Below are 26,265 nucleotides of genomic sequence, written 5' to 3'. Positions count from 1 at the left end.
GGAACGTTTAGTGAACATAGAGAACCACAAGAGGTCGAGATGGTTGATCAGCATAACCCGAAGCTCGATACAGAGCCGCAATCGAACACGGAGAAGGATCCGGAGGACTGGGTCACCGGCGACGAGCCTATGACCGGCGCTCAAGGGTCTTATCTGAAGACGCTTTCCGAGCAGGCACACGAACCGGATGCCTTCGCCGACGACCTCTCGAAGGCGGAGGCTTCCAAGCGCATCGATGCGCTGAAGGAGAAGCTGAAGCTCTAGCCTTCGACGGCTGCCGGCAGCGGAAAGCCCTGGTAGAATTGGGAATGGCCACCCGCGTGGTTTGCCATTCCCGGCTTCGTCAGCACGCCGCGAGGCTGTGCATAGCTGGTAATCCGCCGTACCGGTCGCTCGTGCCACTGGATGTTGAAGGCCCAGAGCTTGGGAAAGAAACAGAGCGAGGCATAGGGGAGATGGTCGCGGATCCACCAGGCCATCCTCCGCCAGTCATCCTCCTCATGGCAATGGTCGATCAGCCAGAGCACAACGATGCAGACGGTCGCGCCCATGCATCCGTCCGCATCGCGCATGTCCCAGATATGGTCGGCTGCGGAGGCCGCATTGGTCGAGCAGTTGAGGCCACGGCGGTTGCCGAACTCGTTCACGGCCGCAGAACGGTAACCGGAGCGCAGGTGCAGCCTGCCGAAGCTTGCCTGCAGCGGCTCCAGCAGTTCCTCGCAAAGCCGCCGCCCCGCCTCGATGGCCAGATCCGGATCGTCCGGCACGTTCGGAATGCTATAAACGGCTGCAATCTCGGAGAACAGAAAGTCGCGAAAGAAGAAGTTCTCGGACAGCCTGACGCGTCCGAGATCCTCCAGTCCCTTCATCGAATTCGGCTTGCGCATTCCCGCCTCATGAAAAAGCCTGCCCCTAAAAGGGACAGGCTATCTCGCAAGATGGCAAGGTGCCACCCGATACCGGTCAGCGTGTCAGGCCCGCAGCGTGCCGCCCGTCGTCTTCTCGACATTGCCGACGATCTTCGCCGTCAGCGCCTCGAAATCCTCATCCGTCAGCGTCCGCTCGACCGGCTGGATCAGCACTTCAATGGCAACCGACTTGCGGCCCTCGCCGAGTGAAGCGCCTTCGAAGATATCGAAGACGTTGACGCCGGTGATCAGCTTGCGGTCGGCGCTGGTGGCCGCCTTGATGATGGCTCCGGCTTCGACATGGCTGTCGACCACGAAGGCGAAGTCGCGCTTCACGACCTGGAAAGGCGAAAGCTCCAGCGGCGGCTTGGTCCGCGTAGCCTTCTTCTTCGGCTCCGGCATGGCGTCGAGATAGACCTCAAAGCCGCAGAGCGCTCCGGAAACGTCGAGTGCGCCGAGCGTCTTCGGGTGGAACTCGCCGAAATAGCCGAGCACCACCTTGGGTCCCATCTTGATCGTGCCGGAACGGCCGGGGTGATACCAACCGGGCGCACCCGCCTCGACCTGGACGTTGCCCATCGGCAGGCCACAGGCTTCCAGCACCGCCAGAGCATCGGCTTTCGCGTCGAAGACGCCCACAGGCTTGCCACCGCCCTTGGCCGCGTTCGACCAGAGGCGACCGGCGCCGTTGATCGACGCGGTTCCGCGACGCACGCCGCCAGCGACCCGGCGCTGGCCTTCCGGCCTGTCATTCTCGTAGGTGCCCGAGACCTCGAAGATCGCAACATCGCCATAGCCCTTGTCGGCATTGCGCTGTGCTGCGGTCAGCAGGCCCGGCAGCAGCGACGGCCGCATGTCGGACATGTCAGCGGCGATCGGATTGGCGAGCTTCAACGCCGGTGCGCCGCCGCCGAAGAGCTTCGCCTGATCCTCCGGAATGAAGGACCAGGTGACGGCTTCCAGCATGCCACGGGCGGCAAGCGCGCGCTTGGCCGTGCGACTGCGCACCTGCAAGGTCGTCAGGATGCGGCCGTTGACCGCCCCGAGGTTCTCGATCGGCTCCGGCTTGATCTGGTCGACACCGTGGATGCGCATGACCTCTTCCACCAGGTCCGCCTTGCCGTCGACGTCCGGGCGCCAGGAGGGCACCTTGACCGACAGCCGCTCGCCCGCGCCTTCGACGCCAAAGCCGAGGCGCGCCAGGATCTCGCGGCTCTCGTCGGCGGAGATATCGAGGCCCGTCAGGCGCTTCACCTCGGAGGTCGGGAAATCGACGACCTTCGGCTCATAGCCCTTGTAGCCGACGATCTTGGCCTCGGCAGCGGTACCGCCACAGAGCTCCAGCACCAGTTGCGTCGTGCGCTCGAGCCCCGGCACCATGTATTCCGGATCGACGCCGCGCTCGAAGCGGTAGCGCGCATCGGTGATGATGCCGAGCGAGCGGCCGGACTTGGCGATGTTGATCGGGTCCCAGTGCGCCGATTCGATCAGCACTTCAGTCGTGTTTTCGTCGCAGCCGGAATGCTCGCCGCCCATGATGCCGCCGATGGATTCCACACCGTTGTCGTCGGCGATGACGACATTGTTCGGGGTCAGCTTGTATTCGCGCGTGTCGAGCGCGAGGATCGTCTCGCCTGCCAGCGCGCGGCGCACCGTCAGGTTCCCCTTCACCTTGGCCGCATCGAAGACGTGCATCGGCCGGCCCTGGTCGAAGGTCATGTAGTTGGTGATGTCGACCAGCGCATTGATCGGACGAAGGCCGATCGCCTTCAGCCGCGCTTGCATCCAGGCCGGGCTTGGGCCGTTCTTCACCCCGCGCACGAGGCGCAGACCGAAGCCCGGGCAAAGACGCTCGTCATCCAGGATGATCTTCAACTCGACCGGCGTCTCGCCTTCCGTTTTGAAGTCCGGCTTGGCGTGCTGCTTCAGCGTTCCGAGACCGGACGCGGCGAGATCGCGGGCGATGCCGTAGATCGAGGTGCAGTCGGGCCGGTTCGGCGTCAGGTTGATCTCGATGACCGGATCGTCGAGACCGGCATAGCTTGCAAAGGAGGTGCCGACCGGCGCATCGGCCGGCAGATCGATGATGCCGTCGTGGTTGTCCGACATGTCGAGCTCTTTTTCCGAGCACATCATGCCATGGCTTTCGACGCCCCGGATATTGCCGATAGACAGCGTCACGTCGATGCCGGGAACATAGCTGCCGGGCCGCGCGAGCGCACCGATAAGCCCTGCCCGCGCGTTCGGCGCGCCGCAGACGACCTGCACCGGTTTGCCGTCGCCGGTGTCCACCATCAGCACCTTCAGCCGGTCCGCCTGGGGATGCTGCTCGGCCGAAACGACCCTGGCAATGACGAAGGGCTTGTAGGAGGCCTTGTCGTCGACGTCCTCGACCTCGAGCCCGATCGCGGTCAGGCGCTCGCAGATCTCATCCAGCGTGGCATCGGTCTCGAGGTGATCCTTGAGCCAGGAGAGTGTGAATTTCATGTGTCTATTCCTCCCTTCAAGCGCTCAAGCCGCCGAACAGCGTCGGCATGTCGAGCGGGCGGAAGCCGTAGTGGTTCATCCAGCGGACATCGGCGTTGAAGAAGTCGCGCAGGTCCGGCATGCCGTATTTCAGCATCGCGATGCGATCGAGCCCCATGCCCCAGGCAAAACCCTGGTACTCGTCCGGATCGAGCCCGCCGGCGCGCAACACGTTCGGATGCACCATGCCGCAGCCGAGGATCTCCATCCAGTCGGAGCCTTCGCCGAACTTGACGATCGGGCCGGAGCGGTCGCACTGAATGTCGACCTCGAAGCTCGGTTCGGTGAAGGGGAAGAAGGACGGGCGGAAGCGCATGGTGACGCTGTCGACCTCGAAGAAGGCCTTGCAGAACTCTTCCAGGATCCAGCGCATGTTGCCGACATGGCTCTTCCGGTCGACGACCAGGCCCTCGACTTGGTGGAACATCGGCGAGTGGGTCGCGTCGGAGTCCTGGCGGTAGGTCTTGCCAGGAATGACGATGCGGATCGGCGGCTTCTGCGCCTCCATGGTCCGCACCTGCACCGGGGACGTATGGGTGCGCAGCACCTTGCGTTCGCCGTTCTCGTCCGGCTGGAAGAAGAAGGTGTCGTGCATTTCGCGCGCGGGATGGCCTTCGGGGAAGTTCAGCGCCGTGAAGTTGTAGTAATCGGTCTCGATGTCCGGGCCTTCGGCAATCGAGAAGCCCATGTCGGCGAAGACCGCCGTGATCTCGTCGACGATCTGGCTGATCGGATGGATGCGTCCACGCTCAGCCGGGGAGGAGCGCACCGGCAGCGAGACGTCTACCGTCTCCGCCTTCAGCCGTGCCTCGATCGCCGCGTCCTTGAGCACCGTCTTGCGGGCATTGATCGCCTCGGTGATCTCCGTCTTCAGCGCGTTGATCGCGGCGCCGCGGGTCTGGCGCTCTTCCGCGCTCATCGCACCCAGCGTCTTCAGGAGCTCGGAAACCGACCCCTTCTTGCCGAGCGCATTGACACGAACGGCTTCGATGGCCGCCTCGTCGCCAGCGGCTTCGATTTCCGCCAGGAGCGATGTTTTCAAGTGTTCCAGATCGGACATGGTTTCTTCCGTGTGATACTCGTGTCGGTATTAGCGACGCGTCGTGACGGGCAAAAGAAAAACCCGCGCCAGCCCAAACCAGCGCGGGTTTCCCAAAAACTATGAAGCTAAAGAGCCTGGGAAGCGCTGGTTACCGAACCGCGCTTTCAAACTCGTTGGCTGTGCCTGCATCCTTGAGGTACTCGAGAGCCTTCTTGGAAGCATCGACGAGGGCACCGAAGGCAGCCGGCTCATGGATCGCCATGTCGGACAGGACCTTGCGGTCGACTTCGATGCCGGCCTTGTTCAGGCCATCGATGAAGCGGCCGTAGGTCAGGCCAGATTCGCGGACGGCTGCGTTGATGCGCTGGATCCACAGGGCGCGGAAGTTGCGCTTCTTAACCCGGCGGTCGCGGGTGGCATACTGGCGCGAACGGTCAACCGCAGCCTTTGCGGCGCGGATGGTGTTCTTGCGGCGGCCGTAGAAGCCCTTGGCTGCCTTGAGGGTCTTGGTGTGCTTGGCGCGGGATGTTACGCCACGTTTTACGCGTGCCATGTCATGATCTCCTTAAATGATCCAAAAACGAAAGGGTCTCAGAGACCGTTCGGCAGGTAGTTCTTGACGACCTTCTTGCCGTCTGGTTCGGCAAGGACCATCGTGCCGCGTGCATCGCGGATGAACTTGTTGGACCGCTTGATCATTCCGTGGCGCTTGCCAGCAGCGGCCGCGAGGACCTTGCCGGAAGCCGTGATCTTGAACCGCTTCTTGGCGGAGGATTTCGTCTTCATCTTGGGCATTTTGCTACTCCATTCTTCTTGAGCGAACCCGGCTGAAGAGGCCAGTTTCGAGCACATTAAGAACGGCCTCGGCATGCCCTGCCGGACCGTTCGGACGCGCGCTTATAACTGCAGTCGATGAAAAGCGCAACGGGATGGGAAGAGGTTTTGCAGCCAAAGCGGAGTCGGCACCATCCGACTCCGTCGGCACGCTACCGCGGCGCCAGCACCATCATCATCTGGCGCCCTTCGAGCTTCGGCTCGGCTTCCACCTTGGCGATCTCTGCCGTGTCTTCCTTGACCTGCTGCAGAAGCTTCATACCCAGCTCCTGGTGCGCCATCTCACGCCCGCGGAAGCGCAGCGTCACGCGAACCTTGTCGCCCTCATCAAAGAACCGGTTCATCGCCTTCATCTTCACGTCATAGTCATGGGTGTCGATGTTCGGGCGCATCTTGATTTCTTTGATTTCGACGATCTTCTGCTTCTTACGCGCTTCGGCAGCCTTCTTCTGGTTCGCATACTTCAGCTTGCCCAGATCGAGGATCTTACATACCGGCGGGTCATTGTTGGGAGAGATCTCGACGAGGTCCAGGCCGGCCTCTTCGGCCATCCTCATCGCTTCGTCTGTCGCGACGGCGCCGAGGTTGTTTCCTTCGGCATCGATAAGCTGAACCCTAGGAACCCGGATTTCCCGGTTGGAACGCGGGCCTTCCTTGACGGGAGCATCGGCTTTGTACGGTCTGCGAATGGTCGTATTCTCCTTGGCTATTTCGATAACGGTGGGCGCGTCGCCCTGCGTCATTTGCGAGGGCGCCGGCAATGTCGTAACTGCGACGGCGAAGTCAATAGCATAGTCCGCTACAGAAATCACCTGCCGCAACGAGCGCAGGAGTCGGATTTCTCCCGGTGGCTTGAGATAAGGAGTTCATTCATGACGGAACAACCCACGCCACCTGAAGAGAGTGTAATCATTGTTGGAGATGCGAGCGCCAAAAGGACGATTACGATCCTCCACCGACCTGCCGGCGCCGACGCTTCCGCACCCGTCCTTTTGTGGCTAGGCGGCTACCGGTCGGACATGACAGGCACCAAGGCGGCAGAGCTGGACCGGTTCGCTGCAAGTCAGGGGCTTGGCGCGATCCGGTTCGACTATTCCGGCCACGGCGCCTCCGGCGGCTCCTTTCGCGATGGAACCATCTCCCGCTGGCTGGAGGAATCGCTGGCTGTGCTAGAGCATTGTGCGCCCGAGAACATCATCATCGTGGGCTCCTCCATGGGCGGATGGATCGCGCTGCGCCTCGCACAGGAACTGCGCCGTCGCGAGTCAGCGCCAAGGCTCTCCGGCTTGGTGCTGATCGCGCCAGCTCCGGACTTCACTTCAGAGCTCATCGAGCCGCACCTGACCGAGGAGCAACGCCAGTCATTGACCCAAGACGGCTATTTTCAGGAGCTTTCGGAGTACAGCCCGGAGCCGAACGTCTATACCCGCGCTCTTCTAGAGGATGGCCGTAACAACCAGGTGCTCACCGGCATCATCGAGACCGGCTGCCCAGTCCACATCCTGCAGGGAATGAAAGATCCGGACGTGCCCTACCGCCACGCCCTCAAGCTCGTCGAATTCCTGCCGGCCGAGGATGTTGTCCTGACGTTGATCCGCGACGGAGACCATCGCCTTTCCCGCCCGCAGGACATTGAGAAGATGCTCTCGGCGGTCGGCACCCTCATAAATCATGATTAAAAAATAAGCTGAGGCTAAAAAGCATCACCTTTAACCATATTCCGCATCAGCGCCATTCGGTAAAAGTTGATCGATTGACAGTTCGTCCCGACGCACCTTAACGTTTTGTTAAGACTTGAAGGGACGGGTCCATGAACTATACATTGAAGGCTTGGCATCTTGCTGCCTGCCTTACGGCGATACTTGCCTCAGCCACCTCTGCGGTACCGGGGCCCCAAGCCTTGGCAAGCATGGTCACCGGCGGCGTGACGTCACAGCCCATCGGTCACTACGAGTTCTGCCGCATCAATGCCGACGAGTGCAGCCAGCGCTTTGCGTCCAGCCCGGCACCGACGCTGACACCGCAGGGTTGGGAGATGATCGAGAAGGTAAACACCTCGGTCAACGAGCGCATCCACGCAATGACGGATCGGGAGGTCTATGGGCGCGAAGAGGCCTGGGCTTATCCCAATGATGTGGGGGATTGCGAAGACTACGCGCTCGAAAAGCGCCGCCAGTTGGCTGCCAAAGGTTTCTCGCTTGCGGACCTGTTGATCACCGTCGTGCGCAAGCCGGATGGGGAGGGGCACGCAGTCCTCACGGTTAGAACTGCACAAGGGGACTTCGTGCTCGACAATCTCAGTTCGGAAGTGAAGCCCTGGTATCAGACCTCCTACACGTTCCTAAAGCGCCAGGCGAGCTTCCACACCGGACGCTGGGTTAGCATCGAAAACGGCCGCGACGTTCTGGTGGGCGCTCTCCGCTAATCGATAGATCTCTGTACAAGCTCAAAGAGCGGGCCCAGGCTCGCTCTTCTTCTATCCATGACCGATGATAATGCCGGCTGCCAAGACCAGGGAGCCTCCAAGGACCACTTGCATCACTGCACGCGTGAAGGGCGTCTCCATGTAACGGTTCTGGATGAAAGCAATCGCCCATAGCTCCACGAATACCACAACGACGGCAAGCATAGTTGCGGTCCAAAAGTGCGGAATGAGATAAGGCAGCGCGTGTCCGAGGCCGCCGATCGCAGTCATGACCCCTGAGGCCAGGCCGCGCTTCACCGGCGAACCGCGGCCTGAAATCCTGCCGTCGTCATGCGCAGCCTCCGTGAACCCCATGGAGATCCCGGCGCCAACGGACGCAGACAAGCCAATCAGGAACGTGCTCCAGGTATCTTGGGTCGCGAAGGCTGCGGCGAAGATCGGCGCAAGGGTAGAGACAGAACCGTCCATCAGCCCCGCAAGCCCCGGCTGCACATACGTCAGGATGAATTGTCGATGCGCCGCATCATCCTCTTCTTTCTTGGTCTCTGCTCCGACATGCTTTTCACCGAGGGTGCGCGCGATCTCTTCATGCCCCTGCTCGGCAAGCGCCAGGTCACCCAGCAAACGACGCGTTGATGCATCGCTCACGCGCTTGGCTGCCTCGGTATAGAAGCGATAAGCCTGATCCTCCATCACCTGCGCCTGCTGTCTGACCTCCTCCAGCGGCAGGTTCCTGACCAGCCAGTCCGGCTTGCGGGAGTAAAACCCACGCACGTGTTCGCGCCGGATCAGCGGGATCAGTTCGCCAAAACGGCTCCGAAACATCTCGATCAGCATGTTCTTGTGCGCCTGCTCCACCTCCGCCATATCCTCGAAGACTTTCGCCGAGGCCGGATAGCGGTCACGCAGATTGTCCGCATAGGCGAGATAGATGCGCGAGTCCTCCTCCTCGGCGCCAATGGCAAGGGCCAGAATTTCGTCTTCGCTGAGGGAATCGAAGCTGCGGCGGGAGGACATGAAGGAAGGAGAGAACGGCAAGAACATCAGCAACCTCATTAGAATTATTCTAATCTATGCGATGCGACCCTACTCTTCAAGGTTCATTCGGCTGCCACCACCACGCCACCACCACCAGAGGCCTGCGCAACGATTAGACAAAGCGGGTAGCGTTTGAGCAATTTTTGGCCGAATGCACTTGCCGAGGACGAAAGGATTCGCTTTAGAAGAAGGTGAGCCGCGGCCGTTGCCGCGTTCCTATTTTCGAAAGGCATGCACCATGGACCGCAGAACATTCATACGCCGTGCAGGTACGGCGAGCGTCGGCGTCGCGGCCGCAGCGACCCTCGCTGCGCCGGCAATCGCGCAGGAGAACCCGAAGATCAACTGGCGTATGACCTCGTCCTTCACCAAGGGCCTGGATATCCTGTTTGGTGCTGGCCAGATCGTCGCAGACCACGTCAAGGAAGCCTCCGGCGGAAATTTCGTTATTGAACACTTCGCCGGCGGCGAGATTGTTCCCGCACTGCAGGCGGCGGACGCCGTTTCTGCCGGCACGGTGGAAATGGCGCACACCTGTGCCTACTACTACGTCGGCAAGGATCCAACCTTCGCGCTTGGCACCGCTGTTCCGTTCGGCCTGAATGCACGTCAGACGAACGCCTGGTTCAATCAAGCCGGCGGCAACGAACTCCTCAACGAGTTCCTCTCCAGCTACAACATTCATGCCATCGTCCTGGGCAACACCGGCGCACAGATGGGCGGATGGTTCCGCAAGGAAATCAACACGATCGAAGACCTGAAAGGTCTCAAGATGCGCATCGCCGGCCTGACGGGGCAGGTCATGAGCAAGGTCGGGGTGACGCCGCAGCAGATTGCCGGTGGCGATGTTTACGCAGCTCTGGAAAAGGGCACGATCGACGCGACCGAGTTCGTCGGGCCTTATGATGACCAGAAGCTCGGCTTCCACAAGGTCGCCAAGTATTATTACTATCCTGCATGGTGGGAAGGCGGTCCGGCGGTCCACGCGTTCATCAATTCGGAGAAGTACAACAACCTTCCGGAAAACTACAAGCGCATCCTCAACGACGCCTGCGCCGCCGGCAGCGCCAGCATGCTGGAGCGATACGATACCAGAAATCCGATCGCACTGAAGGAACTCGTATCAGAGGGCGCTATTCTTCGACCTTTCAGCCAGGAGATCCTCGAAACCTGCTACAAAGCAGCTCAGGAAACCTATGCAGAGATTTCGGCAAGCAACCCCGCGTTCAAGAAGATCTATGACAGCCAGCAGGCTATCAAAAAGGACGCCTATCTATGGGCGCAGATCGCTGAATACAGCTATGACACGTTCATGATGATCCAGCAGCGCAACGGCAACCTCTGATACGCGACGTAAGAGGGCCGGTGGCACACCGGCCCTCTTACCGATGCTGCCACGGCATGCTGGGGACCCGCCTGCGGAGCCGGGAGCGACGCTGAGCTACACCAGATTTGACGGACTATCCCAGGAGGAACCCATGAACCGCCGAAATTTCCTACGCCAGGCTGCAACGGCCGGCGTAGGCGCCGCGGCTGCCATCCCGCTCGCAGCTCCTGCCGTCGCGCAGGACAAACCAAAGGTCAGTTGGCGGCTCACCTCGTCCTTCCCCAAGAATCTCGACATCATCTTCGGCGCTGCCAGCGAGATTGCCGAGAGCGTGAAGAACGCGACGGACGGCCAGTTTACCATCGAGATCTTCGCCGCCGGCGAGATCGTGCCCGGCTTGCAGGCGGCGGATGCCGTTGCGGCAGGCACGGTCGAGATGGCCCATACCTGCTCCTACTACTACATCGGCCAGGACCCCGCCTTCGCGCTCGGAACCGCCATTCCCTTCGGTCTCAATGCCCGCATGACCAATGCCTGGTTTACGGCAGGCGGCGGCAACGACCTGATCAACGAGTTCCTCACCCCGCGCGGCCTTTATGCTCTGCCGGCCGGCAACAGCGGCACGCAGATGGGCGGCTGGTTCCGCAAGGAGATCAACACGCTGGAAGACCTCAAGGGTCTGAAGATGCGCATCGCGGGCCTTGCCGGTCAGATCATGACGAAGGTCGGCGTGACGCCGCAGCAGATCGCTGCCGGCGATGTCTATCCGGCGCTCGAAAAGGGTACGATCGACGCCACCGAGTTCGTCGGTCCCTATGACGACCAGAAGCTCGGCTTTCAGAAGGTCGCCAAGTATTACTACTACCCGGCATGGTGGGAAGGCGGCCCGGCCATGCATGCCTTCTTCAACCTGGAGAAGTGGAACGAGCTGCCGAAGAGCTACCAGCAGATTCTCTCCAATGCCTGCGCCTCGGCCAACAACAACATGCTGGCGAACTACGACGCCCGTAATGCCGTGGCGCTGAAGCAGTTGGTGGCCGACGGCGCGATCCTGAAACCGTTCAGCCAGGAGATCATGGAAGCCTGCTACAAGGCTGCGATCGAAACCTACGCGGAACTGTCGGAAAAGAGCCCATCCTTCAAGAAGCTCTACGACAGCCAGCTGGTCTTCAAGAAGGACGCCTACCTTTGGGCGCAGGTCGCCGAATACAGCTACGACACCTTCATGATGATCCAGCAGCGCAACGGCAATCTCTAGCAACAGGCCCTGCACAACATCCCATCACTGAAAGCTCCGCAACGCGGGGCTTTTTTATTTGAGCACCGGCTAATTCGACGCCTGGAGGAAGGGAACCGTCGCTCGGCTCATCCGTTGTCTGGGGACCACACGGAGAGACTTCATGGCATACCATCACGCTCCGCGTCAGGCCAAGGGCGGCCTCGGCAGCGCAGTTCTGTTTTTGATTCTTGTACTGGCGGGCGGCGGATATGCCGCCGCAACAATGGAGGCCGGACCTTCAGCGGCTCGGGTCTATCTGGCCAAGGACCTTGCGGCGCAACCCGTTGCCGTAAGATGAGCCACCATTCCGATTTTGGCCAGCCACGCCACAGCATGCGCATTATCGGGCGCAAACGCAGTCATTATACGGGTTTATGGACTTAACCCCGTAAGTGCGCGAGCGGGGCACTGTTGACCCCTCTTTTACGAAGACCGTGGGTACACCTTGACGATCGGTTCGCAATCCGAGGATATTTTACAAGTACGGAATAGCCCCGCATGTGCGGGGCTTTCGTTATCCTGTTCTCGTCGGCGATCAGGAACTGCCGGAATTCGGGCGGTTTCGTCCAACGTTGGAGTTGCTCGACGACGTCTTGCCGTCCGGTTCCTGGCCATAATAGGTGCCGCCGAGATGGCCGCCGCCGCTGGTGTTTTCCACCTGCTTTTCGGCGCGCTTGATGGCTTCCTTGACATCGGTCTTGCTCATAGTGCCTCCGTTTTGTTTCTTGGGGGACAGATGGCTAACCCACGTGGCCGCGTTCCGTTCCTTCTTTTCGCTGGCTGTCGTCTTGATGACTGGCCTGTTCTGGCGGTCGTACTTCCATGGCTTCACCGAACGGACTGAGCCGTGCGGATCAGGCGGCCTGCGAGGGCGCCCGAGCGTCGCCGATCCGCTTGTAGAACACCGTCGTGTCGCAGAGCCCGCCCTGTGGCCACAGGGCGTAATCCGGGATGACGCCCACCCGCTGCCAGCCGAAACGTGGATAGATCGCCTCCGCTTCGCTGCCGGTTGCCGTATCGAGCACCAGCAGCGTCCGCCCTCGACGTGCCGCCTCCGCCTCGACCGCCTGCATCAGCCGGCGCGACAGGCCGAGGCCGCGGGCGCATCGGTGGACGAGAAGCTTCATCAGGTCGCCTCGGTGCGGCTGGTTCGGCTTGGTCGCCAGCCCCACCTGCACCGTTCCCACCACTTTGTCGTCAATCTCGGCAAGCGCCAGGATGATGTGGCCCGCCTCCACCTGGGCGGCAATCTCCTGCCAGTAGGCCGCGGCATCGTCCGGTGAGAACGGCAGCATGAAGCCGAGCGAAGCCCCGCCGTTGATGCAATCGGCCAAGACCTCGCTAAGGTCGGGCATCGCCTGGCGGGCGGCACTGGCATCGGCGATACGGATGATGGCCGTCACGTGCTGTTTCTCCTTGTGTGGCTTCAGCGTCCCCGGTCGAGGATCACCGCATAGCGGGCCGGCCGGTCGCCAGGATTGTGAAAGTCAAAGGCGTCTCCGATGTCCATGAAAAGGCAATCACCGGGTTCGAGCCGATGCACCGCCTCGCCGATCGTCATCTGCAACTCGCCCTCGAAAAGCCAGACATGCTGCGTCATCACCCGGCTTTCCTCCCGCGGCGGAAAGCTGACGCGCGCGCCGGCCGGAAACTCCACCTCGACAATATCCACCCGGCTTGGCATGCCCGGGGGTGATACGGAGCGGCGCAGATAGCCGGTATGCGGGTCGCGCCACAAGCGCTGGTCGTTCCTCCGGCTGAGCGGTAATGCAGGTTCATCATTCTCGGCAAAGAAGGTCGAGAGCGTCAGCCCCAACGCCTCGCAAAGCCGTGCCAGGAGCGCTGCCGTCGGGCTTGCCTCGGCCCGCTCGATGCGTGAGATCATGGCGCGACTGACACCCGAGCGAGCCGCCAGTTCATCCAGCGTCAATGCCTGCGCGTCCCTGAGGCCACGCAGCCGCTCTGCAATCGATCGATCCAGCGAAAGTACATCTTCCATTATCCGAGAATGCATTTCTCGGATAATGGAGTCAACAGCAGCCAAGGGGACTAGCTGGGCTCGTCCATCCAGGCCTTCGCCAGCGGCAGATCCTCGTCCGAGAGCTGATGGCCTGCGTCGATGAAATGGCTGGTGAGGTTCGCGCCGCTGTCTCGCAGCCATGCCTCCAGCCGCCGGGCCAAGGGAGCCGCGAGGTCCTGCCGGCCGCTCACCATCAGCACGGAGTTTGCCGAAAGATCCACCACCGGCGGGTCTTCCAGCACCATCGCCGGCCGCAGCAGGACCGCCCGGCGGATCAGCCCCGGGTACAGCGCCATCACTGCCGCCAGGAAGTTTGCGCCGTTCGACAGGCCGAGAAAGGCCAGGCGCTCCGCGTCCAGCCGATAGCCTTCCACCGCGCCCTCCACGAAAGCGGCAAAGGCCTCCGCTTCTGAGCGGATGTCAGCCTGGTCGAAACGATCGCCCGGCAGCCGGCGGAACCAGCGCGGCGAGCCTTCCTCCACCGAACGCCCGCGCAGACCGAGAAGCATAGCCTGCGGTGCAATCCGGTGCGCCAGCGGCATCAGGTCGGCCTCGCTGCCGCCGCTGCCGTGCATGAGAACCAGCGTCTCCTCCCCCGGCGCATCCGGCACGAAGAAGCGGTGCACGAAGGGCAGCTCGCGGCGCGGCATGCGCTGCTCGCCCGGCAGCGAGAACTGCGGCAGGAACACCTTGAGGTCTTGCGCACGCGCCTCGTCGCCCGGCGGCATGAAGAGCTGCTCGCCTAGATGCCCGGACTCCTCGTCGACGGCAAAGCCCGGTCCGTCGGTCGCGTATTCGATCAGCGTGCCGCCGGGCTCGCGCACGTAAAGCGAGGTGAAGTACTTGCGGTCATGGAGATTGGTCGGCGAGGAGTTCAGCCGCGAAAGCTCCGACTCCATCTCCTTGATCGCAGCAACGTCGCCGGCGCGGAAGGCGACGTGATCGGCCGTTCCCGTCCCGGGAATGCCGGGCACGTAGCCGGTGGCGTCGCGCACATCCACGGCATCGGTATCGGACAGCATCCGCTGCTGATTGCCCAAGACGGGGCCCGGCCGGTATCCAAAGCGGGACAGGAACGCCGCCGTTTCCTCCGGCGTTTCGGTCAACAGCGTCACCGCCCGCAGCCGGGTGACGGCCGGCTCCTGCGCTGCCACAACGGCTGCCGCTTCGCCATGACCTACCAGCTTGACGATGATGCCATCCGGATCCTTCAGCCGCAGCACCGTTTCGCCGAACTCATGCAGCGGCCCCTCCACCGGCACGCGGTGGGTGATCGCCCGCGTCAGCCAGTCACCTATCGCATCGCGCGGCACGGAGAAGGCGATCTCGGACACCTGCCCGTTGCCCACCCGCCCAGAGGCGCCGTCTTCCCAGACAAGGAAGGTGACGAGCGTGCCGGGCTCGGCCTTTCTGTTGCCGTAGAACAGATGCAACTGCTCGGCATCTTCAAACCCGCCGGTGCGCTTGACGAGATGGAGCCCCAAAAAGCCCACGTAGAAATCGACATTGTCCTGCACTCGCCGGGTGATCAGGGTAACGTGGTGGATGCCGGTGGGAGACGAGGATGCGGCCATAAGCGGGGTCCGGTTGTGTGGACCCGCAGCTTAATGGGTTGTGCGACAGCGGGACAGGGGGTGGGGACGACCATCCACGTGGAAGCGACGCTATCTCGTTCCTTGGTGCGCAGGTGCGGTACCTCCCTCGCCCGGCGTGTCTGCTTTCAATCGACCACAATAACGGCATTCATAGCCCATGGGGACGCGAACCAGCGTCCGGGCGAAGTTGCAGAGAGTCTGTGTTCCGCGACTTCGTGGAATACAGATCATCGTGTGGAACGACGCGGGGCTAGACGGCGTATAGGTGGGGCGGACAGTGCGGCATATCGCATTGTCTGGGTCGTCGAGGTTCAATGCTCGGGCGATTACGGGTCCGACAGAATACCCAAGACATCTAACTTGGAAGGATCGCTACATGACTGTCGTGCTTGCCACCGTATGTGAAGATGGAGTCGTTATCGGATCAGACTCCCAGATCACCGACAAGGGGCGAGGCATGACGTATCCTGCCGAGAAACTTCATCCCCTGGGCAATACCGCGGCCTGGGGCGGCAGCGGCGCACGATCCGTTCTGACGGATGTAAAACGCTGTTTCAACGAAAAGAGCGCTGCGATTTTGGAAGCGCCGGACATTGGCCGGGCCTTGCAGGCACAGGTTCTGCCGATCCTTCGCTATCACTACGAGACTTTCATCGAAGATGTACCGGGCGAGGAGGGCGGCGGGACGCCTTCGGCCTATGTGATGGCCGCCGGTTGGCGAGATGGCGAACCCTGGATCATCGAGATCACGCCCTCGGGCATGATCGGGCACTACGCTGATATCGGTTTCCATGCTATTGGCAGCGGTGCAGCCATGGCCCAACAGGCCGGTTCACTGCTGTCTCACTTCCATATCACGAAGCGCTCCGTACGTTTTGGCTGCGCAGCGGTGCTGCGCGTCCTGCACGCGCTCGACCTCACCTCTGCCAGCGTCGGCAAGCCGTTCAGCCTGTGCCGGATCAATGCCGAGGGTGCCCACCACCTCAGCGACAAAGAGATCGAGGAGGTTGGCGAGTTGGTCCGCCAGTGGGAGGACGCAGAACAGGCGGTTATCGCCAAGCTGTTCGATTGATCACCACGATCGTGAAGGGGCAACGCCTTCGCTACGTCTCCACCACTTGCGACTTGACTCATAGGATCGTGAAGAGCGCAAAGGCAGGGCCGGGAAGCCACCGCTTGTCCTCTTTCGGGCCAACCTGATGATAACGACCTCCAGCCGAGGCTCAAATGCCGCGAGATCGAGCTCATTATCGGCGCGGCATTCGATCAGGGGTTCATCTGGCGAGAGTCTGCTGGTGCTGAACCAGCTTCCACCCCTCAACACCTGCACGATATGTCGAGGTGCAGAAACAGAGATAAGGGTTTGCTCCCTCGCGCTGTCCCTCGGCGGTGTACCCCAGTACGACAATATCGTCACTTGCTCGACTGATCACGCGGCCCGTCATCGCCACGGACCTCCAGCGCGAGGCGCCTTCGAGGCCTTTGCGGATAGCAGTAGCCTGCAGCACTCCCATGGAAGGGAAAGCCATCAGACAAGCAGGATCGACAATCTCATCGTAGGCTTCGACCCCTTCCAGCCACAGCCGTTCCTCGGTTTTCCAGGCCACCTCATCGTTCATCATGAACTCCTTTGGCATCCGGTTTGCTGACCCTCGGTCGTCACGTCAATCTAGCAAGGCACCCTCCCTTCGCAATGGCCACTGTTGGCGTATAGCCGGCCGGGCCGGATCAAGCCTGCTCCATCGCTCAGTCGCTGCCAACGGCACGCCTCCATCAATCGCTTGTCTTTCACCTGCGCTACCGGTACCGCTTCACGGTCCGTTCTTTTCCCCTTGCCAGCCCAGCTCGCAGAGACTCGCCCGTGCCGCAGCCCATTGGATCGCCCGCATCGGAATCGGCCACCAGCACCACCGCACGCGGCACGCCCGCGGAAGTCTTTCTCGTGTTCCTCAAGCTCGGCCTCACCTCCTTCGGCGGACCGATCGCGCATCTCGGTTACTTCCGCGAGGAGCTGGTGGTGCGCCGCAAGTGGATCGACGAGGCGGGCTATGCGGATCTCGTGGCGCTCTGCCAGTTCCTCCCTGGGCCGGCGTCGAGCCAGGTGGGCTTTGCGCTGGGCCTGCTGCGCGCCGGCCCACTTGGTGCGCTTACCGCATGGACAGCTTTTACCCTGCCCTCGGCCCTGCTCCTCCTCGCCTTTGCCTTCGCCGCGACGTCCTTCGATGGCGCGACCGGCGAGGGATTGCTGCACGGGCTGAAGCTAGTAGCCGTCGCCGTCGTGGCCCAAGCCGTCTGGGGCATGACGAAGAGCCTGACGCCAGACCGGCCGCGGGCGGGGATTGCGCTCGCGGCCGTGGTGATCGTGGTGGCCGCCGCGGGCTCCCTCGGCCAGATTGCGGCGATCGCCACCGGCGCACTCGCCGGCCTCATGCTTTGCCGCAACGGTGCGGCGGTCGAGGCGACCCACCTCTCCTTCCGTGTCCCGCGGCGGTTCGGCATCGCCTGCCTGCTCGTCTTTGTCGCGCTGCTTCTCGGCCTCCCACTCCTGACGAACGCTGTCGATGCGCAGGGGCTTTCGCTGGCGGATGCCTTCTATCGCGCCGGGGCCCTCGTCTTCGGCGGCGGCCATGTGGTGCTGCCGCTCCTGCAGGCGGAAGTGGTGGCGCCGGGCTGGGTGAGCGAGGATGCTTTCCTTGCCGGCTATGGAGCGGCCCAGGCGGTCCCCGGCCCGCTCTTTACCTTCGCCGCCTATCTCGGGGCCGTCATGGGGCCGGCGCCGAACGGCGTGGCTGGCGCCATCATCGCGCTGATCGCGATCTTTCTTTCCGGCTTCCTGCTGCTTCTCGGCGTGCTGCCCTTCTGGGACCGGTTCCGCCGCCTGCCGCGCGCGCAGGCGGCAATGCGCGGCGCCAACGCCGCCGTGGTCGGCATTCTGGGAGCGGCACTCTACAGCCCCGTCTGGACGAGCGCGATACTTAGTCCCTACGACTTCGCGCTGGCGCTTGCGGCTTTCATGCTGCTGGTGGTGTGGAAGGTCCCGCCGTGGATGGTCGTGGTCTTCTGCGCGCTTGGCGGCATCGGCCTGACTTTTCTCTAAGTCGTCCGGCGTCAGGTGGCGCCCGACCGCTCCAGCGGCCATTCCATCACCAGCCTGTACGCGTTCTCGCCCACCGTGCGGGTGAGGCTTCCGCCGAGCTGGCGCTTCACCAGCGTCTCGATCAGCCGCGTGCCGAAGCCGCTTGTGGTCAGGTCGACGATGCTATCACTCACTTCCAGCCATTCCAGCCGCGCCATAGCTCCTGTTGTCCAACGCACCTCCAGCCGCCCGCCGGTTCGACCGAGCGCACCATATTTCAGCGCATTGGTCAGCAGTTCATGCATCACCAGCCCGAGCGCCTGTACCTGGTTAGCGTCGAGCAGAAGCGGTGGGCCATCGACGACGACGCCGTCTGAGCTACCACCGACGGAGGCAAGCTCCGCCTCGAGCAGCGCCTTGAAGTCGATCCTGCCGTCGAGCGAGGGGTTGAGGAGATCCTGGGCGGCCGCCAGCGCCTTCAGCTGTCGCTCCAGTGCAGCGAGGAATTCCTCCTTGCTCTCCGTCTCGCGCGCGGTCAGCCGCGCGATGCCGGAAATGCGGGCGATGGAATTCTTCAGGCGGTGCTTGGTTTCATCGAGTAGGAGGCCGCGCAGTTCCGCCGCCCGCCTCGCCTCGCGAGCGGCCTCGCGTTCGGCCGCGATGCGCTGCTCGCGCTGTTGCAGCAGCCACTGCAGCAGGATCGCTACCAGACCGCCGACCAGCAGCGTGACGAAGGAGGGCTGTAGCAACAGGTGGCCGCGGTCGCGATAAGCAAGGTCCACCTGCCACTCCCGATCCGCCACCGTAATGGGAAACCGCCCCTGCCAAGCTATGCCTTTCTCCGGCTCCAGCATCACCTCGCCAGTCGCGGCATCGACCACACGCGCCGAAACGCCAAGATCGCTTGGAAGGGAGAGGGCAGTGCGCATCAGATCACCCACCCGGTACGGCGCATAGACCATACTATGGATGGAACGGTCATCTTCTCGCATTACCGGCAGGTAGATCAGGAAGCCCGCCTGCTTTTCCTCCGTAATCTCCTGGACCAGTTCCACCGGAGCGGTTGCCGCCGCACGGCCGGAGCGCCAGGCGCGGTTCATGGCCTCGCGCCGCACCGGCTCCGAATACATGTCGTAGCCGATCGCAGCCTGGTTACGCGTATCCGGCGGCTCCAGAAGCACGATCGGGAAGCGGTAAGGCTGGTCTGTCTCCGGCCATATGCGCTGGTCGCCGCCATAGGAAGAGCGCAGGATGGAAAGCGCCCCACCTGTTTGCCCCGCTGGCTGGAAGAGCGCTATGCCGATACCCTGCATCCCACCGGTCAAGTCATGCTCGTCGCCGAGATTGAGGAAATGGCGAATGTCCGCGATATCGATCCGAAAATCATTGGCAACCAGAAAGGAGCGGAGGAAGGAGAGAAGCGACGTCTGGCTGGCGATCCGCCCCTCAATGCGGTCGGCCAGCATGGTGAGATCATGAAGGTCCTGCTGCGTACGTGCACGCTCCATCACGCCCGCGGCCGCAACCGACAGGAGCAGCACGACCGCTCCTGCGATCAGTGGCCCAACCGTTTGTCCCCTCAGCCTCTTCAGTTCACCCTATCCCCGTTGCGCCCACGCGCCGCAGCCCATTGTGAGCGAGGTGCCGTCGTCCAGCCCTATTGCGAACGATTGCGGCTTCAACGGGGCAGGCGCGGCGAAACCGCGGCACGCTACCGGCCTTATGCGGAAACCTGGGCGATCCACTCAGGGAGGCTGTAATAGTTGGTGACGCGGGCGACCTTGCCGTCGCGGATCTCGAAGAAGGCGCCAGCAGGAAGGCGATAGGTCTGACCGTTGGCTTCGGGCAGACCCTCGTCGGTCGCGAGATACGTGCCGTTGACGATGAATTCGGCGGCCGCCCGCGTGCCGTCCGCGTTCGCCATGATCACCACGTCCGTCAGTTCTTCGCGGTAGCAGCGGTTCATGTGGTCCATGAACGTCGTAAATGCCCGCTTGCCCACCTGCCGCTCTCCCTGGTTGATGTCATGGACAACGTCGTCGGTCAGCAGCGAGAGGAAACGCTCCATGTCCTGGGCATTGAAGGCATCATAGTAGGTGCGAACGGTTTCAATAGCGGTCATCGAAGGCTCTCTGTGCAGCTGGAAGGGTTGGATCGGCCGGCTGGCGTCGGTATAACCGCTCCGCAACCGGCTGAAAACTATCATGACGCTCACCATCAGAAGCTTTTCCGGCAGCCATGCCGCGCCCTCCTTCGACGACCTCGCGCGGCTGCGCATCATCGTTTTTCGCGATTTCCCCTATCTTTACCATGGGGACAGCGACTACGAGCGGCAGTACATGGAGACCTATGCGCGCTCGCAGGGGTCCGTCTTCGTGCTGGCCATCGATCATGACGCCGTCGTCGGCGCATCCACCGGAACGCCAATGGCAGCCGAAACGGACGAGGTGAAGGCGCCGTTCCTTGCGTCCGGGCGCGATCCCAACGACTATTTCTATTTCGGCGAAAGCGTTCTACTGCCTGCCTATCGCGGCCATGGCATCGGCCTCGCCTTCTTTGCCGAGCGCGAAGCGCAGGCGCGCCTGCTCGGCCTGCGCTACACGACCTTCTGCGCTGTGGAGCGCCCGCTCGACCACCCACGCCGCCCGGCAGACTACGTGCCGCTCGACGACTTTTGGGAGAAGCGCGGCTACCGCCACCATCCGGAGCTTCGCACCACCTTCACCTGGCGCGATCTCGACGAGGCCCGTGAAAGCCCTAAACCCCTCTCCTTTTGGATCAAGGATCTTGCCGCATGATCAAGCTCGCCGCCTGTCAGTATGCCATCGAGTTGATCGAGAGCTGGGACGATTATTCACGCCACCTCGCCCAGCTTGTGGCGGACGCGGCTGGCCAGGGCGCAGAACTCCTGCTGATGCCCGAATATGCCGGGCTCGTGCTCGCCGGCCAGCTCGACGCCGCAAGCCGTTCCGACCTGCACGGCTCAATCGCCGGCATCCAGCCGCTCATCCCGCGCTGGCTCGATCTCTGCGAGTCACTCGCCCGCAAGCACCGGATCGTCTTCCAGCCGGGCTCCGCCCCTGTCCTCGACCCTGATGGGCAGTATCGCAACCGCGCCTGGCTGTTCGGGCCAGACGGGCTCATCGGCCGCCAGGACAAGCAGATCATGACGCGCTTCGAGCGCGAGCGCTGGGGAATCGCCGCCGGCAGCGAGGGGCTCAAGGCGTTTGAAACCCATCTCGGTACGCTCGGCATCCTGATCTGCTACGACAACGAGTTTCCCCTGCTCGGACGGAAGCTTGCCGATTTCGGCGTGGAACTGGTGCTCGCCCCTTCCTGCACCGATACGCTGGCGGGGTCCTACCGGGTACGCATCGGGGCCCAGGCCCGCGCGCTGGAAAACCAATATGCCGTGCTTGCCTCGCCCACCGCCGGCACCGCGCCTTGGTCGCCGGCGATGGACGAAAATCGGGGTCGCGCCGCCCTCTACGTCCCCTCCGACTACGGCATGCCGCCGTCGGGCATCGTCGCCGAAAGCCCTTCGGACACCGTTGAGAAAACCTCCTGGCTCATCGTCGACATCGACCTTGCGGATGTTGCGCGGCTGCGCACGGAGGGCCAAGTGGTGACCCGCCGTGACTGGCCGGAACAGTTTGAACGGTAAAACACCTGCACTCGCCACCAGACACAGCGAATTTGTCGCAAATGCCGCCTACTACCCGCTAGGCGTTCGCGTTGCCCGCTGCTATATGCGCGAGCCATGAGCACCGATCGCACGCCCCTCGACCATATCCGCAACTTCTCCATCGTCGCCCACATCGACCACGGCAAGTCCACGCTGGCTGACCGGCTGATCCAGACCTGCGGCGGCCTTGCCGAGCGCGACATGTCGGAACAGGTGCTGGACTCGATGGACATCGAGCGCGAGCGCGGCATCACCATCAAGGCCCAGACCGTGCGGTTGCACTACAAGGCCACGAATGGCGAAACCTATGTGCTGAACCTGATCGACACCCCCGGCCACGTCGACTTTGCCTATGAGGTCTCGCGCTCGCTGTCGGCCTGCGAAGGCTCGCTGCTGGTGGTCGACGCTTCGCAGGGTGTGGAAGCGCAGACGCTGGCCAACGTCTACCAGGCGATCGACAACGACCACGAGATCGTCACCGTCCTCAACAAGGTCGACCTGCCGGCGGCAGAACCGGACCGGATCAAGGAACAGATCGAGGAAGTGATCGGCATCGATGCATCGGAAGCCGTGCTGATCTCGGCCAAGACCGGTCTCGGTATTCCCGACGTGCTGGAAGCCATCGTCCACAAGCTGCCCGCGCCCAAGAGCGAGATGGGCGAGAAAGGCCCGCTGAAGGCGCTTCTCGTCGACTCGTGGTACGACACCTATCTCGGCGTCATGGTCCTGGTGCGCGTGCTCGACGGCGTACTGGCCAAGGGTCAGACCATCCGGATGATGGGGACGGATGCCAAGTATCAGGTCGAGCGCGTGGGCGTGCTGACGCCGAAGATGCTGGCCGTTGATTCCCTCGGTCCGGGCGAGATCGGCTTCTTCACCGGCTCGATCAAGGAAGTGGCCGATACCCGCGTCGGCGACACGATCACCGAGGACAAGCGTCCAACCGAAAAGATGCTGCCGGGCTTCAAGCCGGCCCAGCCTGTCGTTTTCTGCGGTCTCTTCCCGGTCGATGCTGCCGATTTCGAGGACCTGCGCTCGGCCATGGGCAAGCTTCGCCTCAACGACGCCTCCTTCTCCTTCGAGATGGAAAGCTCCGCCGCGCTCGGCTTCGGCTTCCGCTGCGGCTTCCTCGGGCTGCTGCATCTGGAAATCATCCAGGAGCGCCTCGAGCGCGAGTTCAACCTCGACCTCATCGCGACCGCCCCTTCGGTCGTCTACAAGCTGTTCATGACCGACGGCACGGAGCGCGAGCTGCACAATCCGGCCGACATGCCGGACGTGGTGCGCATCTCCGAAATCCACGAGCCGTGGATCAAGGCGACGATCATGACGCCGGACGATTACCTCGGCGGCATCCTGAAGCTTTGCCAGGACCGCCGCGGCATCCAGACCGAGCTCACCTATGTCGGCAAACGCGCCATGGTCACCTACGAACTGCCGCTTAACGAGGTGGTGTTCGATTTCTACGACCGCCTGAAGTCGATCTCCAAGGGCTATGCCTCCTTCGACTATCATCTCGACGAATACCGCGAAGGCAACCTCGTCAAGATGTCGATCATGGTCAACGGCGAGCCGGTCGACGCGCTCTCCATGCTGGTGCACCGCTCTGCTGCTGAAAAGCGCGGCCGCGACATGTGCGAGAAGCTGAAGGACCTCATCCCGCGCCACATGTTCAAGATCCCGATCCAGGCCGCCATCGGCGGCAATGTGATCGCCCGCGAAACGATCTCGGCCATGCGCAAGGACGTCACCGCCAAGTGCTACGGCGGCGACGCCACCCGCAAACGCAAGCTCCTGGACAAGCAGAAAGCCGGCAAGAAGCGCATGCGCCAGTTCGGCAAGGTCGAAATCCCGCAGGAAGCGTTCATCGCAGCGCTGAAGATGAGCGACGAGTGACAAGTGGGGGGCCGCGATCGCCCCTTACTCCGCCCTTTTCTCCCGCGTCAGCGAATAACCCGCCGCCCAGTCGGTTACGTCCTTCAACGTCACCGTTTCGCCGCTGGTGTTCAGCCCCGGCAATGCCTCGAAGCTTGGGCGGAAGGTTTCCCACAGGTCCGGGGACTGCGCCGCCCTCGTAGCAAAACGGCTGATGGCGAATGTCAGGCGCAGGTCGGGCCGGACGGCGGAATAATTCAGAGCCATCGGCACCGAACTCAGTTGCGAGACGAGCTGTGCGAAATTTTCGGCATAGGTCGTCGTGTAGCGGGGATCGGCCGGGTCCAGCGAGTTTACTAGCAGGGCAAAGCTGCGCCCAGAGGCAACCGTCTGCATCACCGTCAGGATATAGGTGACCGAAAGGGTCAGCAGCACGAAGCCGCTTGCGGCGGCCACCGTGCCCCAGACGCCCCACCAGGCGCTCGCGGTACTGGCATTGGCCGCGCCCATGGTCGATAGCGCACTGCCGGCATAGGAGAGGGTTTCCAGCCAGTCCGCCGGCTCGCCGGTCTCGCGCATCACCAGCGAGGCGGAGGCGCCGCCGAAGATCATCAGCCAGGCCAGCGCCGTCAGCAGCAGCCATGTGAGCGTGACCACCGTCATGATGATGAGGCCGCTGTAGGAGTGCAGGAACGTGCCGCCGAAGCGTGTATGCAGCGACTGCAGCAGGCCCCAGGCGCCACGCGAGAGCCGGCTCGTGAACGGTCCGTGATGGCCGCCGCTGAGCGTGGTGACAATGAAGTCCGCCTGAACGAGAAAAAGCAGGATCAGGCCGAGGATGATCAGCAGCATGGTCTAGCCCCGAATCTCAGGCAGAGTGCGTTCCTGCGCCAAACGTCGGCGGCAGGTGTCTCCGTCCATCTCAGTTGATGAACTCGACCGTGACGCCTGGATCAACCATGGCGCCCAGTTCCTCGGCGTCCCAGTTGGTCAGGCGCACGCAACCATGAGAACCCACCTTGTCGATCAGCGCCGGTTCGGGCGTGCCGTGGATGCCGTAGGTCGGCTCCGACAGATCGATCCAGACGGAGCCGACAGGATTGTTGGGGCCACCGGCGATCTCCAGCACCTTGGTGTTGTCGCCCTGCTGGAAGTTGATGTCGGGGTTGTAGGTATAGACAGGCATTGGTGCGACGCCCTTGACCTCATGGGTGCCGGAGGGTGCCGGATTGTCCTCGCTGCCGATGGTCGCAGGATAGACCGCGAGCAGCTTGTCGTCCTCTGCGAACGCGCGCACCTGATCCGTCTCGCGGTCAACTTCGATACGAGCGACTGTTCCCTCGATCGGATCTCCAGGTACTGCGACGGACACCGTATCGCCCACCGCAAACCCGGCGTCGGGGTTGAGGCCTTTGAGGAGTTCGATGTCCATGTGGAAGCGTTCCGCAAGTCGCTCCGCGATATCGGTATAGCCAAGCTTTTCCATCTTGGCCATTTCCGAATAGTCTTCGGGAATGGCGCCGACGATATCCTCGGCGTCTTCCGGCGTGATCTTATAGTCCCGCACGACAGCTGCATCGCTCTTCAATCTGTCCAGCACCTCTGCATCCAGTTCGCCGTCCGTTTCGAGCCCCTGAAGGGCCTCGAAACCTGCAATTGCTTTGCTGACGTTCTCGCCGTAGAACCCGTCGATGACGCCGGGCGAGGCGCCGGCACGGTCGAGGAGGATCTGGAGGCGAACAATCGCCGCGACGGGATCAGCCGCCATCTCGTCTGGGCGCGTTTGCGGAACCGCCTCAATCGAGGCATTGGTGATTGCTTCCGACTTGATCTCGGATGCATGAACGCTACCGGCGATGAAGGCCGCGGCAAGCGAAGCTGCTGTCAGGGTCGTGTATCGCATGCATTGGAAATGATGTGGGCTGCAACTTGTTCCGCTTCGGCCGACAGGCCTCACATCCTGATCGGCGCGAGACGCCTCCCGAGACGCCCAAACCGCACCCCCACCCTCCAAATATCAACCACTTAACCCCCTCAAGATTCACCTCCCCCAAACCCGCGCCTACACTCCCCCGTCCCGCCGCGGATACACCAGGAGGCGTCCTGGCGAGGCGGGGCCGGCGCTGGTGATGAGGAAACGACGTAAGTCCTCATCATCGGGGTCCGCGGAGAATGGTCTCCCTCCGGCGACCGGGGCGGAAGAAATGCAGTCGGACCGACGCTTCTTTCGATTTCCCGTTATCGCGCGCCGGGTGTGCCTGTGAGGCACAGAGGGTGACGGGGCCGCGCCGGGCGGCGTCCGAGAAGTGGAAACACTTTGATGGTCGCGCGGCGCAGGTGGATGACGAGGTTCAAGGGCACTCATGGCCTGAGCCTCGTAAGCTGAGGGCGCCCATGACCCTTCTCCGGAAGGCGGCGCTACTGTTCCCACAAACCCCGCCATCGCAGAGAGACCGAAGTCGCGGATAACAACCGCCGAACGGGGCGCTGAGAGGTGCCACATAAACTAACTTTACGAGGCAGCTTTCAGCGCCCCGTCCGATTTGTAAAACCGAGATCGCCAAGGGAGGAGTCTGTCTCTTCGTCACCCTCGGGCTTGACCCGAGGGCAAGGGGACGTGTGTCCACTCGTCATC

Annotated in this window: 27 protein-coding genes; 11 read left to right on the top strand and 16 right to left on the bottom strand. The window is 62.5% G+C overall.

All coding sequences use genetic code 11. From position 1 onward, the window contains the following. Positions 1–39 precede the first annotated feature (39 nt). Positions 40–264 (top strand): DUF3072 domain-containing protein, encoded by a 225-nt coding sequence (locus tag LXM96_RS10575; RefSeq protein WP_239998431.1) that lies wholly within the window; start codon positions 40–42, stop codon positions 262–264. Here LXM96_RS10575 and LXM96_RS10570 read toward each other — a convergent pair. The 6 genes from LXM96_RS10570 to infC form a co-directional block, all read right to left on the bottom strand. Further along, positions 261–887 (bottom strand): hypothetical protein, encoded by a 627-nt coding sequence (locus LXM96_RS10570; RefSeq protein ID WP_239998430.1) that lies wholly within the window; start codon positions 885–887, stop codon positions 261–263. The two genes, LXM96_RS10575 and LXM96_RS10570, sit on opposite strands and share 4 nt — an antisense overlap. 84 nt (positions 888–971) lie before the next feature. Beyond that, on the bottom strand, positions 972–3,395 hold the full coding sequence (gene pheT, locus LXM96_RS10565) for a phenylalanine--tRNA ligase subunit beta (RefSeq protein WP_239998429.1): 2,424 nt from the start codon (positions 3,393–3,395) through the stop codon (positions 972–974). A 16-nt stretch (positions 3,396–3,411) separates the two neighbouring features. Beyond that, positions 3,412–4,494 (bottom strand): phenylalanine--tRNA ligase subunit alpha, encoded by a 1,083-nt coding sequence (gene pheS / locus LXM96_RS10560; protein WP_239998428.1) that lies wholly within the window; start codon positions 4,492–4,494, stop codon positions 3,412–3,414. A gap of 130 nt (positions 4,495–4,624) precedes the next feature. Next, positions 4,625–5,029 carry a 50S ribosomal protein L20 gene (gene rplT / locus LXM96_RS10555; protein ID WP_239998427.1) on the bottom strand — a complete coding sequence of 135 codons (405 nt, stop codon included), beginning with the start codon at positions 5,027–5,029 and terminating at the stop codon, positions 4,625–4,627. Between the two features lie 38 nt (positions 5,030–5,067). After that, positions 5,068–5,271, bottom strand: a complete 204-nt coding sequence (gene rpmI, locus LXM96_RS10550) for a 50S ribosomal protein L35 (protein ID WP_052641458.1) — start codon at positions 5,269–5,271, stop codon at positions 5,068–5,070. A 191-nt stretch (positions 5,272–5,462) separates the two neighbouring features. Next, the gene (gene infC / locus LXM96_RS10545; RefSeq protein WP_239998576.1) at positions 5,463–5,999 is read right to left on the bottom strand and encodes a translation initiation factor IF-3; all 537 of its coding nucleotides are present in this window, start codon (positions 5,997–5,999) and stop codon (positions 5,463–5,465) included. A gap of 183 nt (positions 6,000–6,182) precedes the next feature. Between infC and LXM96_RS10540 the strand changes: the two genes are divergently transcribed. Beyond that, complete coding sequence (locus tag LXM96_RS10540) at positions 6,183–6,989, top strand: alpha/beta hydrolase (protein ID WP_239998426.1); 807 nt, start codon at positions 6,183–6,185, stop codon at positions 6,987–6,989. A gap of 131 nt (positions 6,990–7,120) precedes the next feature. Continuing rightward, on the top strand, positions 7,121–7,735 hold the full coding sequence (locus tag LXM96_RS10535) for a transglutaminase-like cysteine peptidase (RefSeq protein ID WP_239998425.1): 615 nt from the start codon (positions 7,121–7,123) through the stop codon (positions 7,733–7,735). A 51-nt stretch (positions 7,736–7,786) separates the two neighbouring features. On the opposite strand, the gene mbfA is transcribed toward LXM96_RS10535, so the two are convergent. Further along, positions 7,787–8,779 (bottom strand): iron exporter MbfA, encoded by a 993-nt coding sequence (mbfA, locus tag LXM96_RS10530; RefSeq protein ID WP_239998424.1) that lies wholly within the window; start codon positions 8,777–8,779, stop codon positions 7,787–7,789. Positions 8,780–9,011: 232 nt separating this feature from the next. Between mbfA and LXM96_RS10525 the strand changes: the two genes are divergently transcribed. The 3 genes from LXM96_RS10525 to LXM96_RS10515 all read left to right on the top strand — a co-directional run bounded on the left by LXM96_RS10525 (position 9,012) and on the right by LXM96_RS10515 (position 11,677). After that, positions 9,012–10,118 (top strand): TRAP transporter substrate-binding protein, encoded by a 1,107-nt coding sequence (locus tag LXM96_RS10525; RefSeq protein WP_239998423.1) that lies wholly within the window; start codon positions 9,012–9,014, stop codon positions 10,116–10,118. A gap of 133 nt (positions 10,119–10,251) precedes the next feature. Continuing rightward, complete coding sequence (locus LXM96_RS10520) at positions 10,252–11,358, top strand: TRAP transporter substrate-binding protein (protein ID WP_239998422.1); 1,107 nt, start codon at positions 10,252–10,254, stop codon at positions 11,356–11,358. Between the two features lie 142 nt (positions 11,359–11,500). After that, positions 11,501–11,677 carry a hypothetical protein gene (locus LXM96_RS10515; protein WP_239998421.1) on the top strand — a complete coding sequence of 59 codons (177 nt, stop codon included), beginning with the start codon at positions 11,501–11,503 and terminating at the stop codon, positions 11,675–11,677. A gap of 237 nt (positions 11,678–11,914) precedes the next feature. Here the strand turns inward: LXM96_RS10515 and LXM96_RS10510 are convergent, their stop codons facing one another. From LXM96_RS10510 to LXM96_RS10495, 4 genes are all read right to left on the bottom strand, one after another. Further along, a complete protein-coding gene (locus tag LXM96_RS10510; protein ID WP_239998420.1) occupies positions 11,915–12,085 on the bottom strand; it encodes a hypothetical protein in 171 nt (56 codons plus the stop codon). A gap of 148 nt (positions 12,086–12,233) precedes the next feature. Further along, the gene (locus tag LXM96_RS10505; RefSeq protein ID WP_239998575.1) at positions 12,234–12,734 is read right to left on the bottom strand and encodes a GNAT family N-acetyltransferase; all 501 of its coding nucleotides are present in this window, start codon (positions 12,732–12,734) and stop codon (positions 12,234–12,236) included. A gap of 71 nt (positions 12,735–12,805) precedes the next feature. Then, complete coding sequence (locus LXM96_RS10500; RefSeq protein ID WP_239998419.1) at positions 12,806–13,378, bottom strand: helix-turn-helix domain-containing protein; 573 nt, start codon at positions 13,376–13,378, stop codon at positions 12,806–12,808. Positions 13,379–13,428: 50 nt separating this feature from the next. Beyond that, complete coding sequence (locus LXM96_RS10495) at positions 13,429–14,973, bottom strand: VOC family protein (protein ID WP_239998418.1); 1,545 nt, start codon at positions 14,971–14,973, stop codon at positions 13,429–13,431. Positions 14,974–15,370: 397 nt separating this feature from the next. On the opposite strand from LXM96_RS10495, the gene LXM96_RS10490 reads away from it, so the two are divergent. Next, entirely contained in the window at positions 15,371–16,066 is a 696-nt protein-coding gene (locus LXM96_RS10490; RefSeq protein ID WP_239998417.1) for an Ntn hydrolase family protein, read from the top strand. 202 nt (positions 16,067–16,268) lie between these two features. On the opposite strand, the gene LXM96_RS10485 is transcribed toward LXM96_RS10490, so the two are convergent. After that, a complete protein-coding gene (locus LXM96_RS10485) occupies positions 16,269–16,613 on the bottom strand; it encodes a hypothetical protein (RefSeq protein ID WP_239998416.1) in 345 nt (114 codons plus the stop codon). A 242-nt stretch (positions 16,614–16,855) separates the two neighbouring features. Here LXM96_RS10485 and chrA point away from each other — a divergent pair, with 242 nt between their 5' ends. Beyond that, a complete protein-coding gene (gene chrA, locus LXM96_RS10480) occupies positions 16,856–18,091 on the top strand; it encodes a chromate efflux transporter (RefSeq protein ID WP_239998415.1) in 1,236 nt (411 codons plus the stop codon). An 11-nt stretch (positions 18,092–18,102) separates the two neighbouring features. Here the strand turns inward: chrA and LXM96_RS10475 are convergent, their stop codons facing one another. Beyond that, positions 18,103–19,611: a CHASE domain-containing protein gene (locus tag LXM96_RS10475; protein ID WP_239998414.1), complete on the bottom strand. Its 1,509-nt coding sequence runs from the start codon at positions 19,609–19,611 to the stop codon at positions 18,103–18,105. A gap of 179 nt (positions 19,612–19,790) precedes the next feature. Continuing rightward, positions 19,791–20,192, bottom strand: coding sequence for a ketosteroid isomerase-related protein (locus LXM96_RS10470; protein WP_239998413.1), 402 nt, complete (start codon positions 20,190–20,192; stop codon positions 19,791–19,793). 82 nt (positions 20,193–20,274) lie between these two features. On the opposite strand from LXM96_RS10470, the gene LXM96_RS10465 reads away from it, so the two are divergent. From LXM96_RS10465 to lepA, 3 genes are all read left to right on the top strand, one after another. Next, positions 20,275–20,868: a GNAT family N-acetyltransferase gene (locus tag LXM96_RS10465; RefSeq protein ID WP_239998412.1), complete on the top strand. Its 594-nt coding sequence runs from the start codon at positions 20,275–20,277 to the stop codon at positions 20,866–20,868. Further along, positions 20,865–21,734, top strand: a complete 870-nt coding sequence (locus LXM96_RS10460; RefSeq protein WP_239998411.1) for a carbon-nitrogen hydrolase family protein — start codon at positions 20,865–20,867, stop codon at positions 21,732–21,734. Before LXM96_RS10465 ends, LXM96_RS10460 begins: the two co-directional genes overlap by 4 nt. A gap of 96 nt (positions 21,735–21,830) precedes the next feature. Further along, positions 21,831–23,651, top strand: coding sequence for a translation elongation factor 4 (gene lepA / locus LXM96_RS10455; RefSeq protein WP_239998410.1), 1,821 nt, complete (start codon positions 21,831–21,833; stop codon positions 23,649–23,651). Between the two features lie 24 nt (positions 23,652–23,675). Here lepA and LXM96_RS10450 read toward each other — a convergent pair whose 3' ends face one another. Further along, complete coding sequence (locus LXM96_RS10450) at positions 23,676–24,482, bottom strand: hypothetical protein (RefSeq protein WP_239998409.1); 807 nt, start codon at positions 24,480–24,482, stop codon at positions 23,676–23,678. A 70-nt stretch (positions 24,483–24,552) separates the two neighbouring features. Then, entirely contained in the window at positions 24,553–25,533 is a 981-nt protein-coding gene (locus LXM96_RS10445; RefSeq protein WP_239998408.1) for a L,D-transpeptidase family protein, read from the bottom strand. Positions 25,534–26,265 lie beyond the last annotated feature (732 nt).

Source organism: Rhizobium halophilum, from assembly GCF_021648825.1.
Taxonomy (GTDB): domain Bacteria; phylum Pseudomonadota; class Alphaproteobacteria; order Rhizobiales; family Rhizobiaceae; genus Neorhizobium; species Neorhizobium halophilum.
The sequence above is the reverse complement of the archived record's forward strand: the minus strand, read 5'-3'. Positions and strand labels throughout refer to the sequence as shown.

Coding starts and splice junctions, on each gene's coding strand:
- LXM96_RS10450 (WP_239998409.1), bottom strand. CDS start 24,482: ATGCTGCTGATCATCCTCGGCCTGATCCTGCTTTTTCTCGTTCAGGCG.
- pheT (WP_239998429.1), bottom strand. CDS start 3,395: ATGAAATTCACACTCTCCTGGCTCAAGGATCACCTCGAGACCGATGCC.
- LXM96_RS10500 (WP_239998419.1), bottom strand. CDS start 13,378: ATGGAAGATGTACTTTCGCTGGATCGATCGATTGCAGAGCGGCTGCGT.
- pheS (WP_239998428.1), bottom strand. CDS start 4,494: ATGTCCGATCTGGAACACTTGAAAACATCGCTCCTGGCGGAAATCGAA.
- LXM96_RS10540 (WP_239998426.1), top strand. CDS start 6,183: ATGACGGAACAACCCACGCCACCTGAAGAGAGTGTAATCATTGTTGGA.
- mbfA (WP_239998424.1), bottom strand. CDS start 8,779: ATGTTCTTGCCGTTCTCTCCTTCCTTCATGTCCTCCCGCCGCAGCTTC.
- LXM96_RS10515 (WP_239998421.1), top strand. CDS start 11,501: ATGGCATACCATCACGCTCCGCGTCAGGCCAAGGGCGGCCTCGGCAGC.
- LXM96_RS10510 (WP_239998420.1), bottom strand. CDS start 12,085: ATGAGCAAGACCGATGTCAAGGAAGCCATCAAGCGCGCCGAAAAGCAG.
- LXM96_RS10505 (WP_239998575.1), bottom strand. CDS start 12,734: ATGCCCGACCTTAGCGAGGTCTTGGCCGATTGCATCAACGGCGGGGCT.
- LXM96_RS10465 (WP_239998412.1), top strand. CDS start 20,275: ATGACGCTCACCATCAGAAGCTTTTCCGGCAGCCATGCCGCGCCCTCC.
- LXM96_RS10520 (WP_239998422.1), top strand. CDS start 10,252: ATGAACCGCCGAAATTTCCTACGCCAGGCTGCAACGGCCGGCGTAGGC.
- LXM96_RS10525 (WP_239998423.1), top strand. CDS start 9,012: ATGGACCGCAGAACATTCATACGCCGTGCAGGTACGGCGAGCGTCGGC.
- rpmI (WP_052641458.1), bottom strand. CDS start 5,271: ATGCCCAAGATGAAGACGAAATCCTCCGCCAAGAAGCGGTTCAAGATC.
- LXM96_RS10570 (WP_239998430.1), bottom strand. CDS start 887: ATGCGCAAGCCGAATTCGATGAAGGGACTGGAGGATCTCGGACGCGTC.
- LXM96_RS10495 (WP_239998418.1), bottom strand. CDS start 14,973: ATGGCCGCATCCTCGTCTCCCACCGGCATCCACCACGTTACCCTGATC.
- LXM96_RS10535 (WP_239998425.1), top strand. CDS start 7,121: ATGAACTATACATTGAAGGCTTGGCATCTTGCTGCCTGCCTTACGGCG.
- LXM96_RS10485 (WP_239998416.1), bottom strand. CDS start 16,613: ATGAACGATGAGGTGGCCTGGAAAACCGAGGAACGGCTGTGGCTGGAA.
- lepA (WP_239998410.1), top strand. CDS start 21,831: ATGAGCACCGATCGCACGCCCCTCGACCATATCCGCAACTTCTCCATC.
- LXM96_RS10490 (WP_239998417.1), top strand. CDS start 15,371: ATGACTGTCGTGCTTGCCACCGTATGTGAAGATGGAGTCGTTATCGGA.
- LXM96_RS10470 (WP_239998413.1), bottom strand. CDS start 20,192: ATGACCGCTATTGAAACCGTTCGCACCTACTATGATGCCTTCAATGCC.
- rplT (WP_239998427.1), bottom strand. CDS start 5,029: ATGGCACGCGTAAAACGTGGCGTAACATCCCGCGCCAAGCACACCAAG.
- LXM96_RS10575 (WP_239998431.1), top strand. CDS start 40: ATGGTTGATCAGCATAACCCGAAGCTCGATACAGAGCCGCAATCGAAC.
- LXM96_RS10445 (WP_239998408.1), bottom strand. CDS start 25,533: ATGCGATACACGACCCTGACAGCAGCTTCGCTTGCCGCGGCCTTCATC.
- LXM96_RS10460 (WP_239998411.1), top strand. CDS start 20,865: ATGATCAAGCTCGCCGCCTGTCAGTATGCCATCGAGTTGATCGAGAGC.